Genomic DNA, 15,804 nt, shown 5'->3' on the forward strand with positions numbered 1-15,804 from the left:
TTACTCGCTCTTGGGAATGCGCCATGCTCCTGGGGAGAAAACGGCGGGGGGAGCACCGGTGAGCGGGACGAGAACGGCGCGGGCGGCGGTGCCGGGCGCACCGCCGCCGCGCACCGCCGGGGAACGCGTCGTCCTGCCCCCGCCGCACGACCGGCCGCACGAGCGGCCCGCCCTGCACGAGCTGCGCGGACCCGGCCCGGTGGTGCTGCGCTACCCGGCCGGTGACCTGCTGGTCGTCACCGGCCTGCCGGGCAGTGGCAAGAGCACCCTGATGCGCCGCTGCGTCCGCGCCCCGCTGGTCGACTCCCAGACGGTCCGCGAGGAGTACGCGGCCCGGCTGCCGGGCCGGCTCCCGTATGCCGTCTACCGCCCGGTCGCCCGGCTCGCGCACTACCGGCGGCTGCGCCGGGCCGTGCTGGGGGGCGGGCCGCTCGCGATACACGACTGCGGCACGCTGCCCTGGGTGCGGTCCTGGCTGGCCGGCACCGCCGCCCGGCAGGGCCGCCGGGTGCACCTGCTGCTGCTCGACGCGGCGCCGGGTGAGGCGCTGGACGGGCAGCGGCGGCGCGGGCGCGGCGTCTCCCGCTACGCCTTCGTCCGGCACGTCACCGGCGTCGCCCGGCTGCGCCGCCGGATCCTCGGGGACGGCCGGCTGCCGGCCGGCTGTGCGTCGGCCGTGGTACTCGACCGGGCCGCCGCGCGCGCCCTGCGGGAGATCGACTTCACGGCGTCGTAGTCTCGGCGAGTCCGCGCCGGGCGGCGCGCCGGCGGGTCCGGCCGGAGTACGCCAGGGGCGGCCGATACCCCGTCAACTCCCCCGTCAGGAGCGCAGATGCGCCGTTCCGCCCGGGTGCGCTCGCGTGCCCCCCGCCTGTTCCCCTGCGCCGTAGCCCTGGTCGCCGCGGCCGGCCTGAGCCAGTTCGCGGCCCCCGTCCCGCAGCGGGCCGCCGCCGTCGCCCCGTCCACCGTCTGCGAGGGCGGCGCGGCGGCGACCGACGCCGCGGCGCGGAAGCCGGCCGGCAGCCAGGTCGGGAAGGACCCGAACGCCGTCAGCGACCTCCGGGCCCGGGCGATGGAGGCCGACCTCGCCGACCGGCTCGCCGCGCTCGGCCCCGACCGGCCGCGCAGCGGTGCCCCGACCGCTGTCCCGGTGTACGTCCACGTGATCCACTCCGGTGCCGCCGGCAAGCTGGACGAGGGCGCCGTCGCCGCCCAGATCGACCACCTCAACGCCACCTACGGCGGCCAGGGCGCCGGCAACACCCCCACCCCGTTCCACTTCGAGCTGGCCGGCACCGACTGGACCGACAACGCGGCCTGGTACAGCGGCATGACCCCCGGCTCGGCGGCCGAACGGGCGATGAAACGCGCCCTGCGCAAGGGCGACCAGGGCACCCTCAACCTTTACACCGCCCGGCTCGGCCAGTCCCTGCTGGGCTGGTCCACCTTTCCCAGCGAGTACCGGGCGGACCCGACGGGCGACGGCGTGGTCGTCCTGGACGCCTCGCTGCCGGGTGGCTCCGCCACGCACTACGACGAGGGCAACACCGCCACCCACGAGATCGGCCACTGGCTCGGCCTCTTCCACACCTTCCAGGGCGGCTGCCTCGGCCAGGGCGACTACGTGGACGACACCCCGGCCGAGCGCACGCCCGGCTACGGCTGCCCCGAGGGCCGCGACACCTGCCCGAGCGCGGGGCTCGACCCGATCCACAACTTCATGGACTACAGCTACGACTCCTGCATGACCCAGTTCACCCCTGGCCAGGTCCAGCGGATGACGAACTCCTGGGCCGCCTACCGGAGTTGATCCGGCCTCGAAGGAGCCGCAGGAGGGCCGGGACGGAGCAGGTGCAGGAGCAACCGAAGGAGCAGCAGGGCATGCGTGCCATTCCCCGGATCGTCGTCGGCGTCGACGGCTCGCCCGCCTCCGAGCAGGCGCTGCGCTGGGCCGTCGACTACGCGACGCTCGTCGGCGGGACCGTCGACGCGATCACCGCCTGGGAGTACCCGGCGTTCTACGGCTGGGCCGGACAGGGCGTGCCGACCGTCGAGACCTTCAACCCCGAGGAACTCGCGGGCAGGACCCTCTCCGAGACCGTCGCCAAGGTCGTCGGCGACGACCCGGCCGTGCCGATCCGCGAGAGCGTGGTCCCCGGCGGCGCCGTCGCGGCCCTGCTGGAGGCGGCCGAGGGCGCCGCGCTGCTCGTGGTCGGCAGCCGCGGCCTCGGCGGCTTCTCCGGCGTGCTGCTCGGCTCGGTGAGCCGCCACCTCACCGAGCACGCGCCGTGCCCGGTGGTCGTCGTCCGCGAGGGCCAGGCCACGGCGCACTAGCCGGAGCAGCGGAACCGGCCGGAGCAGCCGGGAGCAGCCGGCGCGGGGGCCGGTACGCCGCCGGGCGCCGTGCGGACCAGAATGGAGACATGCCAGAAGGTGACTCCGTCTACCGCGCGGCGGCCCGGCTGCACGAGGCCCTCGCCGGTCAGCTGCTGACCAGCGCCGACCTGCGGGTGCCCGCCCACGCCACCGCCGACCTGGCCGGCCGCCGGGTCCTGGAGGTCGTCCCGCGCGGCAAGCACCTGCTCACCCGCCTGGAGGGCGGCCTCACCCTGCACACCCACCTGCGGATGGACGGCCGCTGGGCGGTCTACCGCCCCGGCGAGCGGTGGACCGGCGGCCCCGCCTGGCAGATCCGCGCCGTCCTCGGCACCGAGCGGGGCACCGCCGTCGGCTACCGGCTGCCCGTCGTCGAGCTGCTGCGCACCGCCGACGAGCAGCGCGCCGTCGGTCACCTCGGCCCGGACCTGCTCGGCCCCGACTGGGACCCGGTCGAAGCCGTCCGCCGGCTCCTCGCCCGCCCGGGCCGCCCGGTCATCGAGGCCCTGCTCGACCAGCGCAACCTGGCCGGGATCGGCAACGTCTACGCCAACGAGCTGTGCTTCGTGGCCGGGGTGACGCCGTGGACCGAGGTCGGTGAACTCCCGCACCCCGACCGGCTGGTGGAGCGCGCCCAGCGGATGCTGGAGGCCAACAAGCTGCGCCCCGGCCACATCACCACCGGCGACACCCGCCCCGGCCACCAGCACTGGGTGTACGGCCGGGCCGGGCGGCCCTGCCCGCGCTGCGTCACCCCCGTCGCGGCCGGTCGGCAGGGTGAACCCCCGCGCGACCGCTCGGTGTTCTGGTGCCCGTACTGCCAGCGCGGCCCCGCCCCGGAGACCGCCCGACCGGGCCGGGGGCGGCGGCCGCCGGGGCGGTTCTGAGGCCGCCGGGCGGTCCGGGCTCAGGCCCGCTCGACCAGGGCGGGATGCCTGGGGTCGTCCATCCGGACGGTGAGGTCGGCGAGTCCGGCGGGGACGGTCTCGGCCTCGTAGCGGGCGAAGGCGGGCAGGGTCCACTGCTGGTCGGCGGGCGTGCGGCGGGCCAGGGCGGCCGGGGTGAGGGCCAGGTGGACGGTCAGGTCCAGCGGCAGCCAGCGGCCGAGCAGGAGCGCCCCGTCCAGCAACAGCACGGCGTTGGGCGCGAGTCGGGTGTACGGGGCGCGGGTGGAGCGGTCGGTGACCGGGTCGCGCAGGGAGGGCAGGACGCGGCCGCTGCCGCCCGGCTCCAGGGGGTCGAGGACCTCGCGCAGCAGGGCGCCGTCGTCCAGCCAGAGGTCGTGGAAGGCGTCCGCGTCGTGGTGGCCGTACTCCAGGCGGATCGAGGCCGGGCGGAGGAAGTCCGTCGCCGACACCCGCAGCGTGGGGCGGCCGCGCAGCCGCAGCGGCTCCACCAGGGCGTCGGCGAGCTCCTCGGGCCGGGCGGCCGCGGCGCCGTCGACGGCCACCCGCAGCCGGCGGTCGGCGGCGTCGGGCAGGGCGGTGATGCGGTCGGCGAGCAGCTCGGCCAGCTTGTCGGGGGAGATCGGGCGTACCTGCATCGGGCCATCCTGCCTCGGCGGGGTCGCGTTCTGCGGAACCGGGACCGGGACCGGGACCGGAATCAGGACCGGGACCGGAATCAGGACCGGGACCGGAATCAGGACCGGGACCGGAATCGGAACCGGAACCGGAATGAGAGCCGGACCCGGGTGCGCAACCGGGACCCGGTCGGCCCGGGGCGGTCAGGCCAGCGGGAGGGCGTGCAGGACGTCGTCGTGGCCGGCGTAGAGGTGGCCGCCGTCCGTAGCGAGGTTCCAGACGTCCCGTCCCGGGCCCGAGTCGCGGAAGGTCCACGCCAGCTCGCCGGTCGTGGTGTGGATCGCGCTGACCCCGCCGACCGCCGTCCCCGGGACGAACAGGGTGTCGTTCGCGACCAGCGGGCGGGTGCGGCGGTCCAGCAGGTACGGCAGGCGGCAGGTCCACTCGACGGCGCCGGTGACCGCGTCGTGGCCGGTCACGATGCCGTTGTCGCGCGCGACGTACACCCGGGTACCGCTCGGGACGGGCGGCAGCGCGCGCCAGGACTCGCCGCGGGCGGGCGAGTACGTCCAGCCGGGCTCGCCGCCGGGGCGCAGCGCGCGGACGCCGCCGGTGCCGTCCGGGACGTAGACGTCCTGCGGGCCGGCCACGCACCAGCGCAGGTCCTCGTCGCCGGAGGCGGTCCACAGCTGGCGGCCGGTGGCGGCCTCGCGGACCACCAGCTCGGCCCGGTTGCCGAGGAAGCGGACGCAGGCGAGGAAGCTCCCGCCGACCCGGGTGGCGGGGGTGATGGGCTGCTCCTCGCGCTCGGTGGGGACGGTCCAGAGGAAGGACCGGTCGGCGACCCGCAGGGCGAACAGCCGGTTCTCCGCGGGGCCGTCGTCCGACCGGTGGTGGCCCCAGGAGTAGCCGTAGAGCACGCCCTGGTCGTAGCCGGCCAGCCGGGTCTCGCCCTGCAGGTCGTCGGGCAGCGGCAGGCTCCAGTCGGCGCCGGGGTCGGTGAGGTGGCGGGCTTCGAGGTGGCCCTCGTAGGTGGTGGTGAAGAGGCGGTCGGGCCCGAGGGCGACCTTGCCGAGCAGGTCGAGGTCGTTCGGCCAGCGCCGGGCCTCGGACGGGTCGAAGACCAGCAGCCGGGCGGCGGTGCCCCGGGCGGGGTCGAGGACCTGCAGGCCGTTCCTGGAGAGGTAGACCGGCCGGCCGGGCGGATCGGTGAGGCGCTCGGGGGTCATCGCCTCGGCACCCCGGTAGGTCCAGACCGGGGTCGGTCCGGACAGGGCGGTGGGCTGCGGCCGGGTCGGCGTCGGCGCGGGGAGCCCCTCACCGGCACCCGAACGGCCGAACGCCCAGACGGCCCCGCCGGCGGCGAGCACCCCGGCCCCGACCAGCAGCCGGCGCCGGCTCAGCCGCGGCCCGTCCCCGCCCCCGGCGATCACCTCCCCCGGGGCCTCGGCCGCGCCGCCGTCCTCCGCGTCCCACTGCCACGCCGCCTCGCGCGCGGATCCCTCGGACGACGGCGACTGCATGTGCTCTCGCTTCCCCACCGACGGCCCGGCGCCGCCACCCGTCGGGAGGATATCGAACAGTCCTCGAACCGTCCGAAACCGCGGAACTCCCGTACCAGGCTGCGGCACACCACACCAAGAGCCGCCCAACAGCCCCGGGGAGGTACGCCGTGACGGCCGAGATGATCGCACCCGAGTGGATGCACCGGCAGGTCACCGGCGAGCAGTACGACTCCTGGACCGACGAGCAGTGCGCGGGAGGTCGTCGACGGGGTGGTGGTCGTGTCCCCGAGTGCCGCCAAGCGGCACCACCGGCTCGCCCGCTTCCTCGCGAACGCGCTGGACGAGGCGGGAGGCGTCGAGTGGAACGCCGACACCGGCTTCGACGTGCGGCTGCAGGACGTGCCGCTGAACAACCGCGGGCCCGACGTGGTGGTCTACCGCGCCGACTCGATCGACGAGGCGCCGACCAGACCCCAGCACGTGCTCCTGCTGGTCGAGGTGGTCTCGCCGGGCTCGGAGACCACCGACCGGGTGGTCAAGCTCGACCAGTACGCCCGAGCGGGCATCCCGTTCCACTGGCGGGTCGAGCAGGCCGCGGGCCGGGTGCCGATCGTGCACACGTACGTGCTGGACGCGGCTGAGGGGGCGTACCGGGCGGGGGAGGTGTTCACCGGGCTGGTCAAGGCCGATGTGCCGTACCCGGTCGAGGTGGACCTGTCCGGGGTCTGAGCGGCTCGCCCGTCAGTGCTTCCCCGGGGGGTGGTCGGCGAGGTCGGCGAGGACGTCGGCGTGGCAGGGGAGCGGGGCGCACCAGCAGCCGAGGCGGTGGCCGCGCAGGGGCGGGACGAGGGCGAGCAGGTCGGGGCGGGCCAGGAGGTAGGCGCGGTACTTCGCGACCATCTCCTCGCGGGTGAGGTCGGGGCCGAGGCGGTACGGGGAGTGCAGGGGGGATTCGGCGAGGTGCCAGCCGCCGCGGTGCACGGCGCGGCCGACGTAGACGACGTCGTCGTAGTCGGGGTCGTCGCGGTGGCCCTTGAGGTTGACCACGGTGGTGCGGCAGGAGGTGCTCGGCATGGCGTCCATGCTGGCGCAAGCGGGGCGGCCCGGCAGCCCGGGGCACCGGCGGCCCCGCCTTGACACGCTTCCGGGCCCGGCGTAGCAAAAGAGCATGCGCCATCCGCACGCGACCGGTGGGGCCCCTGGGGCGCGGTCCGGGCCGGACCGGCCGCCGGAGCCCGGGGCCGACGCGGAGGTGCGCCGGGAGGCGCCCCGTTCCGTGCCCGGGGCGGCCGATCGGGCGGACCACCGGCGCGACGCGCTGCTCGCGGACGCCGTGCGCCGGGTGGTCGGCATCGACGGGGCGTACGGCGCGATGGTGCACCTGCGGTCGCGGGACGGCAGGTCGCTGGTGCTGCGGACGGTCGCGGGGGTGCCGCTGGCCGTGATGAGCCCCTTCCGGCAGGTCGCGGCGGCCGGACCGCTGCCGGTCGCGGTCTGCTTCCGGACCGGACACCCGATCGTGCTCTCCGACGCCGAGGACACCATGCGGCGCTTCCCGCAGCTCGCGGTCGGCCTGCCGTACGACTTCGCCTCCGCCTGCGTGCCGGTGGGGCACGGCGAGGAGCGGTTCGGGGTGCTGAGCGCGCTGTGGCCCGCCTCGGACGACGGGACGCCGCCGGCCGCCGGACCGGAGCTCGCCGCGGTGGCGGCCGAACTGGGCCGGGGGCTGGCCGCGTTGGAGGAGGCCGGGCAGTCGGTGGAGCCGCGCGGGGAGGCGGTCGTGGTGGAGCTGCCGCTGCCGGCCGCGGCGACCACCCGGGTCGGGCTGTTCGACTGGAACCTGGCCACCGGGGCGCTGTCCGCCGACGAGGGGTTCCGGGAGATCTTCGGCTTCGGGCCGGGCGAGTTCGACGGCACGGTGGCGGCGCTGAACCGCCGGGTCGCCCCGGGCGACCTGCCGGAGTTCCGGGCCGCCGCCCGGACCGCGCTGGAGCACGGGGAGGTGCTGGCGGCCCGGGTCCGGGTGCTGGGGGCGGACGGCCTGCCGTACCCGGTGGAGCTGTGGGCGCGGGTGCCCTCGGCGCTCGCCGACGGCCGCGACCACCTGGTGGGCGCCGTGCTGGACGTCCGCGGCCTGACCGCCGCCGCGGCCGCCGTCGAGCGGCTGAACGAGGGGGTGTTCTCGCTCGACCTGGACGGCCGGATCGGCTACGCCAACCGCGCCACCGAGTCGCTGCTCCTGGCCCCCCGCGAGGACCTGGTCGGCCACCACCCCTGGGACGTGCTGCCCTGGCTCGCCGACCCCTTCTACGAGAACCGCTACCGCGCCGCCCTGCTCTCCCAGCGGCCCGCCACCTTCCTGGCCGCCCGCCCGCCGGACGGCTGGCTGGCCTTCTCGCTCTACCCCGACCCGCACGGCGTCACCGGCCGGGTGGTCGCCGCCGAGCCGCCGTCCGGCGCCGCCGCCGCGCCGACCGCCCCGCCGCCCGCCGCCCGGACCGGTGGGATCGGCGGCACCCACCACCTGCTGCAGCTCGCCAGCGCGCTCACCGAGGCCGTCACCGTGCGCGACGTGTGCCGCGCGGTGGCCGAGCAGATCCTGCCGGCGTTCGGCGGGCAGGAGCTCGCCATCTACGGGGTGCGGGACCAGCGCCTGCACCTGGTCTCGCAGAGCGGCTACCCGGACGGCTTCCTCGACTCCTTCGAGGGCACCCCGATCGACGCCCGCGTCCCCGGCGCGGAGACGCTCAGCACCGGCACCCCGATCTTCTTCGAGTCGGTGCGCGAGCTCGCCGCGGCCTACCCCGGCCTCGCCCTGGACGAGATGGGCGCCTGGGCCTTCCTGCCGCTGATCGCCTCGGGCCGTCCGGTCGGCAGCTGCATCCTCGGCTTCGACCGCCCGCGCCCGTTCACCGTCGAGGAACGCGGCCTGCTCACCGCCCTGAGCGGCTTCATCGCCCAGGCCCTGGAGCGCGCCCGGCTGTACGACGCGGAGTTCGCGCTGGCCCGCGGCCTGCAGCAGGCGCTGCTGCCGCACCGGCTGCCCGAGGTACCAGGCATCCGGATCACCGCCCGCTACCTGCCCGGCACCCAGGGGATGGAGATCGGCGGCGACTGGTACGACGCGATCGTCACCGGCGGCGACGTCACCCTGGTGATCGGGGACGTCGAGGGGCACAGCGTCGCGGCGGCGGCCGCGATGGGCCAGCTGCGCAGCGCCGTCCGGGCCTTCGCGACCGGCGGCGACCCGCCCGACCAGGTGCTGGCGCGCACCAACCGGCTGCTGCTCGACCTCGACCCCGGGTTGCTCGCCAGCTGCTGCCTGGTCCGGCTCACCCCGGCCGACGGCACCGCCCGCTTCGCCCGGGCCGGGCACCTGCCGCCGGTGCTGCGCCACCCGGACGGGCGAGCCGAGGTGCTGGACGTGGCGGGCGGGCCGCTGCTGGGGGTGGACGAGCGGGCCGGGTACCCGGTCAGCGAACTGCGGCTGCGGCCGGGGGCGGTGCTCGCCCTGTACACCGACGGGCTGGTCGAGGACCCGGCGGTGGCGATCGACCAGGGCGTGGACCGGCTGCGGGCCGCGCTGGACCGGGCACCGGCGGGGGAGGTGCTGGAGGCGGCGGCCGAGCGGCTGTTGCGGGAGGTCGGCTCGACCGGCCGGGTCGACGACGTGGCACTGCTGCTGACGGCCTTCGGCTGAGCGGGCACCGACGAAAGTCGGCCGCCGGCCGCGACGAAGGAGGACGGCCGCCGTGCCGGGCGGCCCGTTAGCCTCGACGGGTGAACGCGATCGCACGGGCCTGGAAGACGGCGGTACGGACGGCGCTGCCCGGGCCCTGGCGGCCCCGGCGGATGGTGGGCGAGGCCCTGCTCGCCGTACTGATGGGCGGCTTCGCCGCCCTGCTGGAGGGCCTCATGGGCAGCGGCCTGGAGGTGCCGTTCGGCGTCGGCGTCGCGGTGCTGTGGGTGCTGCGGCGGGGGTTGCCCGCCACCGTGCTGCTGGCGGCGTCGGCCGGAACCGGCTGGTCGGGCGGGCCGGTGCTGCTGCTGGTCTGCGCGGGCTGGGTGGCCGGGGCGCGGATCCGCCGGGTCTGGACGCTCGTCGGCACCTTCGTCCTGAGCTGGGCGCTGTTCACCGTGACGGGCGTGCTGAAGGACGGCTCCTCGATCTCGCCGACGCTCGTCCTCGGACTGTCGCTCGGCGGCTACCTCGTGCTCGCCGTGCTGCCCGCGCTCTACGGCCGGTACCGCGCGCAGCGCCGCGCCCTGCTGGAGGCGCTGCGCGAGCGCAACGACCAGCTGCTGCGCGAGCGCGTCATGGTGGTGCACCAGGCGCGGCTGCGCGAGCGGCACCGGATCGCCCAGGACATGCACGACAGCCTGGGCCACCAGTTGGCGCTGATCTCGGTGCACTCCGGCGCGCTGGAGGTGGACCGGACGCTGACCGACCGGCAGCGGGAGGCGGTCGGCGTGCTGCGGCAGGCGGCGGTCGCGGCGATGCGCGAGCTGCGCGAGGTGGTCGGGGTGCTGCACGACGAGTCGACGGCGGTGCCGCCCGCGGCGGGGGCGGCCGGCACGGCGCCCGCCCGGGGCGGGGTGGACGGGATCGAGGGGCTGCTGGAGTCCTCCCGGGCGGCGGGGGCGGAGGTCACGCTGAGCCGGGAGGGCGAGCGGCGTCCGCTGTCGGCCGCGGTCGACCACGCGGCGTACCGGATCGTGCAGGAGGCGCTCACCAACGCCCACAAGCACGCCCCCGGCGCGCCCATCGGCGTCGCGCTCCGGTACGAACCGGATGCCCTGGTGGTGGAGGTGGTCAACACCCGCGCGCCGGAGCCGGTGGGCGCGCGCGCCGGAGCGGGCCAGGCCGTCAGCGGCGGTCAGGGGCTGACCGGCCTGCGGGAGCGCGCCCGGTTGGTCGGCGGCATGGTGCACGCCGGGCCCACGCCCGCGCACGGCTTCCGGCTGGCCGCCGTGCTGCCGTACGAGGGGAGCGAGGGCAGCGCGGAGGGCGCCGCCGCCGAGGCCGGCGTGGACGGCTGGGCGTTGGAGGGCCTGCCGGCCGACGGGACGCAGGGCGGGCGCCGCAGTCCGGCGCTCGGCTGCGCGCTCGGGGTGGTGGGGGTCGGGGTGGTGCTGCTGGGGCTGGTGGTGTGGGGCGTGGTCGGCTTCCTCGACGGCACCCGCGATGCGACGGTGAAGAGGGCGCGGTACGACGGGATCCAGGTCGGCACGGCCGAGTCCGCGGTGCTGGCCGAACTGCCGCCCGGGAACAGCCTCTTCACCGAGGACTACAAGAAGGCGGGGCCGGCCCGGCCGGAGGGCGCGCACTGCCGCTGGTACCTCCTGTCCGGCCTGCCCGGAGACGCCTGGAACGACCAGCACGTCGCGCGGTTCTGCTTCAAGGACGGGGTGCTGGTGGACAAGCAGGAGTACGTCAGCAAGGACTGAGCGCACCCGTCCCCGGTGCGGGGGCGGGGCGGCCGGGATGTGAGGATGGTGGCGCAGCCCGAGCACCGTTCGAGGGGAATGACCAGCGTGATCCGAGTCCTCGTCGCCGACGACGAGCCGCTGATCCGGGCCGGGATCAGGATGATCCTCGGCTCCGCCGACGACATCGAGGTGGTCGCCGAGGCCGTCGACGGCCGGGAGGCGCTGGAGCTGGCGCGGGCGCACCGGGTGGACGTGGTGCTGCTGGACATCCAGATGCCGGTGATGGACGGCCTGACGGCGCTCGGCGAGCTGGCGAGGGTCGCCCCCGGCGCGCGGGCGCTGATCCTCACCACCTTCGGGGAGCGCGAGAACGTCCTGCGCGCCGTGACCGAGGGCGGCGCCGGCTTCCTGCTCAAGGACACCGCGCCGAACGAGCTGATCCAGGCCGTGCGGGCGGCGGCCGGCGGCAACGCCTTCCTGTCCCCGGCCGCGACCCGGCACATCGTCGATTCGCTCGCGGCCGGGCACAGCGGCTCGCTGGCCGCCCGCAGGGCCGCCGCCCGGCGCCGGCTGGAGGTGCTCACCGAGCGCGAGTCGGAGGTCCTGGCGCTGCTCGGCGAGGGCCTGTCCAACGCCGACGCGGGCGCCCGGATCCACATGAGCGAGGCGACGGTGAAGACCTACGTGAGCCGGATCCTGGCCAAGTTGGGCTGCGAGAACCGGGTCCAGGCGGCGCTGTTGGCGCGGGACGCGGAGCTCGGCGGGCGCGACTGAGAGCAGTCGGACGGTCACGGAGCGTCCGGGGTGTGGGCGATGCCACGCGGCGGCCGCGCGGAACCGGGAACTCCGGGCGCGGTGGTGACGGTGCGTCAGTCATTCGTTGCGATGAGTCGATGGTGTGCCGGCGCTTGTGAAGGGATAGGTGTGAGCGAGGGCACGGAAATCGATCATTCGATCTTGAAAATGCGGTCAAACCCGGTCGAACCGGGCATCGTTTCTTGATCGATACCGCCGGTAACAGTCAACTGACCTGCGACGTCGAAGAATTGCTTGCTGCGCCCCGGGGATGCCCCTAGCTTCATTGGCGGCGCAACGAGCGCCACCCGGGTTCACCCCGACCCACCGCCCGCCGACTGACCCACGGCGCGAGGGCGGTACCCGCCGACCAGGCCGGCTCCAACGGGCCGTCGGCGAGCGGAGGTGACCACGGCGGCACGGCACGTTCCGACACGTGCCCGGCCGCCTGTCGAGTGAGGTGAGCGGATACCACCGGCCCATGTCCCGGGCCTGGTTCCGCCTGCCCGCCCGGGGCTCGTCGAGAGGACTTACATGACTCCCCGTCACGAGACCACCGCTGCCACCGAGACCACCGTCACCAAGCGCAACCGCGTGCGGATGGTGGTCGTCGCCGGGGCCGCCATCGCGGCCCTGCCGGTGGTCGGCCTCGTCACGGCCACCTCGGCCTCCGCCGCTCCGGCCTCCACCTGGGATGCCGTCGCGCAGTGCGAGAGCGGCGGCAACTGGAGCATCAACACCGGCAACGGGTTCCACGGTGGACTGCAGTTCTCCCCCGGCACCTGGAAGGCGTACGGCGGCACCGCGTACGCCCCCCAGGCCAACCAGGCGACCCGGGCGCAGCAGATCGCGATCGCCGAGAAGGTGCTGGCCTCGCAGGGCCCGGGCGCCTGGCCGGTCTGCTCGAAGAAGGCGGGTCTCGGCAAGGGCGGCGCCCCGGCGTCCGTCGACACCGACACCAATGCCGAGCCGGCCGCCAAGCCCGCGACGCCGCCCCGGTCGGCCAAGCCGGCGAAGCCCGTCGCCAAGCCGGCCCCGGTCGCCAAGCCCCAGGCGCCCGTGGCCGCCGACCCGGCCAAGGCCCGGTCGTCGGCCAAGCCGGTGCAGTCCACGCCGGTCCCGTCGGCCGCGCCGGTCGCGGCGACGGACACCGCGGCGGGCCACTACACCGTCCGGAGCGGTGACACCTTGAGCGACATCGCGGCCAGGTTCGGCGTCGACACCGAGAGCCTGTACGGCAAGAACGTGAGCGTCATCGGCGGCGACCCGGACCTGATCTTCCCGGGCCAGACCCTGACCGTCTGACGCTCCGCGACCGTCGACGGCCCCGGGCCACCTGACGGAGCCGTCGAGCGAGCCTCCGCCGCAGTGCCGGACCCAGCCTCCGGCGGAGCCACGCGCGAACCCGAGCCGAGCGGCCGCCCTCCCCGTGGGGGCGGCCGCTCGGCTCGGTGCGTCACGGGCCGTCCGGGGGGACGCGGCGCGCCGATAGGCTCGGCTGATGGTCCGACTGATCGACGACGGTGAACTCACCGCCTCCTCCGTGGTGGCGAACAGCACCATGAACCGCGAGCGGGGGCTCGGCGGGGTGAACAGCTACGCGCGCGAACTCGGTTTCGACCCCCTGGACTGGCTGCGGGGGCGCTGCTCGCGGGAGCACCGCCCCCAGGGGCGCACAGGCGCGGCGCCGGGCTGGCTGGACCTGTGCAGCGGGGAGGGCCGGGCGCTGGCGGAGGCCGCGCGGCGGTTGCCCGAGGAGGTCGAGCTGACCGGTGTCGACCTGGTCGGGCCGATGGCTCCGCCGCCGGACGCCGCGGCGCTGCCGGGGCTGCGGCTGGTCACGGCTCCGGTCGCGCAGTGGCGGTCGGAGCGGTCCTACGACCTGATCACCTGTGTGCACGGATTGCACTACCTCGGCGACCAGCTCGGCGCGATCGCCCGCGCCGCCTCCTGGCTGGCCCCGGACGGCCGGTTCGCCGCCCACTTCGACCCGGACTCGGTGCGCCGGACGGACGGCTCCAGCGCGGCCCGCCCGGTGGTGGCGGCGCTGCGGGCGGCCGGGTTCGAGTACCGGGCGCGGCGGCACCTGCTGGTGCTGGACGGCGGGCGGCCGGTCCGGCTGCCCTTCGACTACGCGGGTGCCGACCCGGCGGCCGGGCCGAACTACACGGGGCAGCCGGCGGTCGGCTCGTACTACCGGTAGGCGCCGCGGCGTGCCCCATGAGCCACGGCGTGCCACGGGTGCGCGGTGCGGCACGGACGGGCGGCGCGGCACGGGCGGGCGGCGCGCCGCGGGCGGGCGGCGTGCGCGCCGGGGTACGGAGGCGTCCGGCGGCGTGGTTGAAAGTTGAACGCAACGTCCGAATCCCGCCGGAGGTTTGCGGCGCCCCGGACCAGGATCGAGTCATGTCCGAGATCCGAACGAGGAGTTCCGGGGAGATGACGATGAACGGTGCGGGAGCGCTCGGCGGCAAGGTGGCCCTGGTGACCGGCGGCAGCCGGGGGATCGGGGCGGCGGTCGCCCTGCGGCTGGCCGAGGACGGCGCCGACGTGGTGCTGACCTATCAGGGCGGCGCGGAGCGGGCCGAGGAGGTCGCCGCCAAGATCACCGCGATGGGGCGCACCGGCTGGGCCGTCCGCGCGGACGGCGCCGACCCGCAGGCGGTGGACGGCGTGGTCGCGGCGGTCGCCGAGCGGTTCGGGCGGCTGGACGTCCTGGTGAACAACGCGGGCGTCGGCGTCCTCGGTCCGATCGGCGAACTGGCGCCGGACGACGTCGACCGGGTGCTGGAGGTGAACGTCCGGGCGCCCTTCCTGTTCGCCCGGGCGGCCTCCGCCCACCTGGCCGAGGGCGGACGGATCGTGACCATCGGCAGTTGCGTCGCCCAGCGGGTCGCCTTCCCCGGCGCCACCCTCTACGCGACCAGCAAGGCCGCGCTGATCGGGCTCACCAAGGCGCTGGCCAGGGAACTCGGCCCGCGCGGGATCACCGCCAACCTGGTGCACCCGGGGCCGATCGACACCGACATGAACCCCGCCGACGGTCCGTCGGCGCAGTTCCAGGCGGGGCTCACGGCGCTCGGCCGCTACGGCACCGGTGCGGAGGTCGCCGCCGCCGTGGCCTACCTGGCGGGCGAGGACGGCCGGTACGTCACGGGCGCGGAGCTGGCGGTGGACGGCGGCTTCGCGGCCTGACGGGGCCACCGGCGGGCCCGGTAGACCCGGCGGCTGCGGCTGCGGCTGGGGCACCGGCGGTATCTGCGGTGCCGGCGCGGTGTCGTGCCGGGCGGTCGTCGGCGCTCGCGCTTACGATCACCCGGCACGACCCGTCCCCGACCCAGAGGTGTGCCATGACCGCAGCGGACGACCCGATCGGACTGCTCGCCCGAGCCCTCGCGCAGACCGCCGGGCTGATCGACGGCACCGGCGTCGAGCTGGCCGGCCACCCGACCCCGTGCCGCTCCTGGGACGTCGGCGACCTGGTCAGCCATCTGCTCCACGACCTGCGGCAGTTCACCGTACGGGCGCGGGGCGGTCAGCCGGACTGGTCGCAGCCCTTCGAACGGGTCGAGGAGGACTGGCTGCACGCCTTCGAGGCCGGGGCCGAGGAGCTGGTCGACGCCTGGCGCGCGGCCGGGGACCTCGGCGGGACGCTGGAGGTGCCCGGTGTCGGCACCCTGCCGGCCCGCTTCCCGGTGGACCAGCAGATCGCCGAATTCGCCGTCCACGGCTGGGACTTGGCCCGCGCCACCGGCCAGTCCACCGAAGGCCTGGACCACGAGGTGGCGCTCGCCGCCCTCGCCTGGGCGCAGGGCGCGCTCAAGCCCGAGTACCGCGGCGCCGAGGAGGACCACCACGCCTTCGGGCCCGCCGTCGCCGCGCCCGCGGACGCGCCGCCGTACGACCGGCTCGCCGCGTTCTTCGGCCGCGACCCGCAGGCCCCGGTCGTCGCGTAGCCGGCCGGCCTGGTGGCGGCCGGGGACCCGGCGGGTGGCCGCTGGTCGGCCGGGAACCGCCGTCGGCGGTGGGCCGCCGTGCCGCCCGGCGCGGCTCGCCCGAGGGGGATCCGGTCCCGGTGGCGGCGTCGGTCGGCCGGGCGGTGGCCCGGCCACCCGGGGGGATGGACCAGGGGCGAGGACATCGACGACCAGGGCAGGTCCGGTACCGGGGGCAGG

The 15,804-nt window shown here is 76.1% G+C and carries 15 protein-coding genes and 1 pseudogene; 12 read left to right on the forward strand and 4 right to left on the reverse strand.

What is annotated here, in order from left to right; translation table 11 throughout:
- The first annotated feature begins 16 nt into the window (after positions 1 to 16).
- The 4 genes from ACZ6Y7_RS05415 (at position 17) to ACZ6Y7_RS05430 (ending at position 3,263) form a co-directional block, all read left to right on the forward strand.
- A complete protein-coding gene (locus ACZ6Y7_RS05415) occupies positions 17 to 736 on the forward strand; it encodes an AAA family ATPase (protein ID WP_465756504.1) in 720 nt (239 codons plus the stop codon).
- A gap of 96 nt (positions 737 to 832) precedes the next feature.
- Entirely contained in the window at positions 833 to 1,810 is a 978-nt protein-coding gene (locus ACZ6Y7_RS05420) for a zinc metalloprotease (protein ID WP_465756505.1), read from the forward strand.
- 71 nt (positions 1,811 to 1,881) lie between these two features.
- Entirely contained in the window at positions 1,882 to 2,334 is a 453-nt protein-coding gene (locus tag ACZ6Y7_RS05425; RefSeq protein WP_465756506.1) for a universal stress protein, read from the forward strand.
- Positions 2,335 to 2,423: 89 nt separating this feature from the next.
- A complete protein-coding gene (locus ACZ6Y7_RS05430; RefSeq protein ID WP_465756507.1) occupies positions 2,424 to 3,263 on the forward strand; it encodes a DNA-formamidopyrimidine glycosylase family protein in 840 nt (279 codons plus the stop codon).
- A gap of 20 nt (positions 3,264 to 3,283) precedes the next feature.
- On the opposite strand, the gene ACZ6Y7_RS05435 is transcribed toward ACZ6Y7_RS05430, so the two are convergent.
- Entirely contained in the window at positions 3,284 to 3,919 is a 636-nt protein-coding gene (locus ACZ6Y7_RS05435; protein ID WP_465756508.1) for a nucleoside/nucleotide kinase family protein, read from the reverse strand.
- A gap of 183 nt (positions 3,920 to 4,102) precedes the next feature.
- On the reverse strand, positions 4,103 to 5,422 hold the full coding sequence (locus tag ACZ6Y7_RS05440; RefSeq protein WP_465756509.1) for an outer membrane protein assembly factor BamB family protein: 1,320 nt from the start codon (positions 5,420 to 5,422) through the stop codon (positions 4,103 to 4,105).
- 149 nt (positions 5,423 to 5,571) lie between these two features.
- On the opposite strand from ACZ6Y7_RS05440, the pseudogene ACZ6Y7_RS05445 reads away from it, so the two are divergent.
- A pseudogene (locus ACZ6Y7_RS05445) lies at positions 5,572 to 6,133 on the forward strand (Uma2 family endonuclease).
- Positions 6,134 to 6,145: 12 nt separating this feature from the next.
- Here ACZ6Y7_RS05445 and ACZ6Y7_RS05450 read toward each other — a convergent pair.
- Complete coding sequence (locus tag ACZ6Y7_RS05450; RefSeq protein ID WP_465756510.1) at positions 6,146 to 6,478, reverse strand: DUF4326 domain-containing protein; 333 nt, start codon at positions 6,476 to 6,478, stop codon at positions 6,146 to 6,148.
- A 202-nt stretch (positions 6,479 to 6,680) separates the two neighbouring features.
- Between ACZ6Y7_RS05450 and ACZ6Y7_RS05455 the strand changes: the two genes are divergently transcribed.
- The 3 genes from ACZ6Y7_RS05455 to ACZ6Y7_RS05465 all read left to right on the forward strand — a co-directional run bounded on the left by ACZ6Y7_RS05455 (position 6,681) and on the right by ACZ6Y7_RS05465 (position 11,608).
- Positions 6,681 to 9,104: a SpoIIE family protein phosphatase gene (locus ACZ6Y7_RS05455; protein WP_465756511.1), complete on the forward strand. Its 2,424-nt coding sequence runs from the start codon at positions 6,681 to 6,683 to the stop codon at positions 9,102 to 9,104.
- Positions 9,105 to 9,184: 80 nt separating this feature from the next.
- On the forward strand, positions 9,185 to 10,852 hold the full coding sequence (locus ACZ6Y7_RS05460; RefSeq protein WP_465756512.1) for a sensor histidine kinase: 1,668 nt from the start codon (positions 9,185 to 9,187) through the stop codon (positions 10,850 to 10,852).
- Between the two features lie 87 nt (positions 10,853 to 10,939).
- Positions 10,940 to 11,608, forward strand: a complete 669-nt coding sequence (locus ACZ6Y7_RS05465; protein WP_465757001.1) for a response regulator transcription factor — start codon at positions 10,940 to 10,942, stop codon at positions 11,606 to 11,608.
- A gap of 173 nt (positions 11,609 to 11,781) precedes the next feature.
- Here ACZ6Y7_RS05465 and ACZ6Y7_RS05470 read toward each other — a convergent pair whose 3' ends face one another.
- Positions 11,782 to 11,937: a hypothetical protein gene (locus ACZ6Y7_RS05470; RefSeq protein WP_465756513.1), complete on the reverse strand. Its 156-nt coding sequence runs from the start codon at positions 11,935 to 11,937 to the stop codon at positions 11,782 to 11,784.
- A 226-nt stretch (positions 11,938 to 12,163) separates the two neighbouring features.
- Between ACZ6Y7_RS05470 and ACZ6Y7_RS05475 the strand changes: the two genes are divergently transcribed.
- From ACZ6Y7_RS05475 to ACZ6Y7_RS05490, 4 genes are all read left to right on the forward strand, one after another.
- On the forward strand, positions 12,164 to 12,934 hold the full coding sequence (locus tag ACZ6Y7_RS05475; RefSeq protein ID WP_465756514.1) for a transglycosylase family protein: 771 nt from the start codon (positions 12,164 to 12,166) through the stop codon (positions 12,932 to 12,934).
- A gap of 196 nt (positions 12,935 to 13,130) precedes the next feature.
- Entirely contained in the window at positions 13,131 to 13,832 is a 702-nt protein-coding gene (locus tag ACZ6Y7_RS05480) for a class I SAM-dependent methyltransferase (RefSeq protein WP_465756515.1), read from the forward strand.
- A 203-nt stretch (positions 13,833 to 14,035) separates the two neighbouring features.
- Positions 14,036 to 14,824 (forward strand): SDR family NAD(P)-dependent oxidoreductase, encoded by a 789-nt coding sequence (locus ACZ6Y7_RS05485; RefSeq protein WP_465756516.1) that lies wholly within the window; start codon positions 14,036 to 14,038, stop codon positions 14,822 to 14,824.
- Positions 14,825 to 14,979: 155 nt separating this feature from the next.
- Positions 14,980 to 15,585 carry a TIGR03086 family metal-binding protein gene (locus ACZ6Y7_RS05490; protein ID WP_465756517.1) on the forward strand — a complete coding sequence of 202 codons (606 nt, stop codon included), beginning with the start codon at positions 14,980 to 14,982 and terminating at the stop codon, positions 15,583 to 15,585.
- The last annotated feature ends 219 nt before the right edge of the window (positions 15,586 to 15,804 follow it).

Source organism: Kitasatospora sp. NPDC053308 (genome assembly GCF_055585785.1).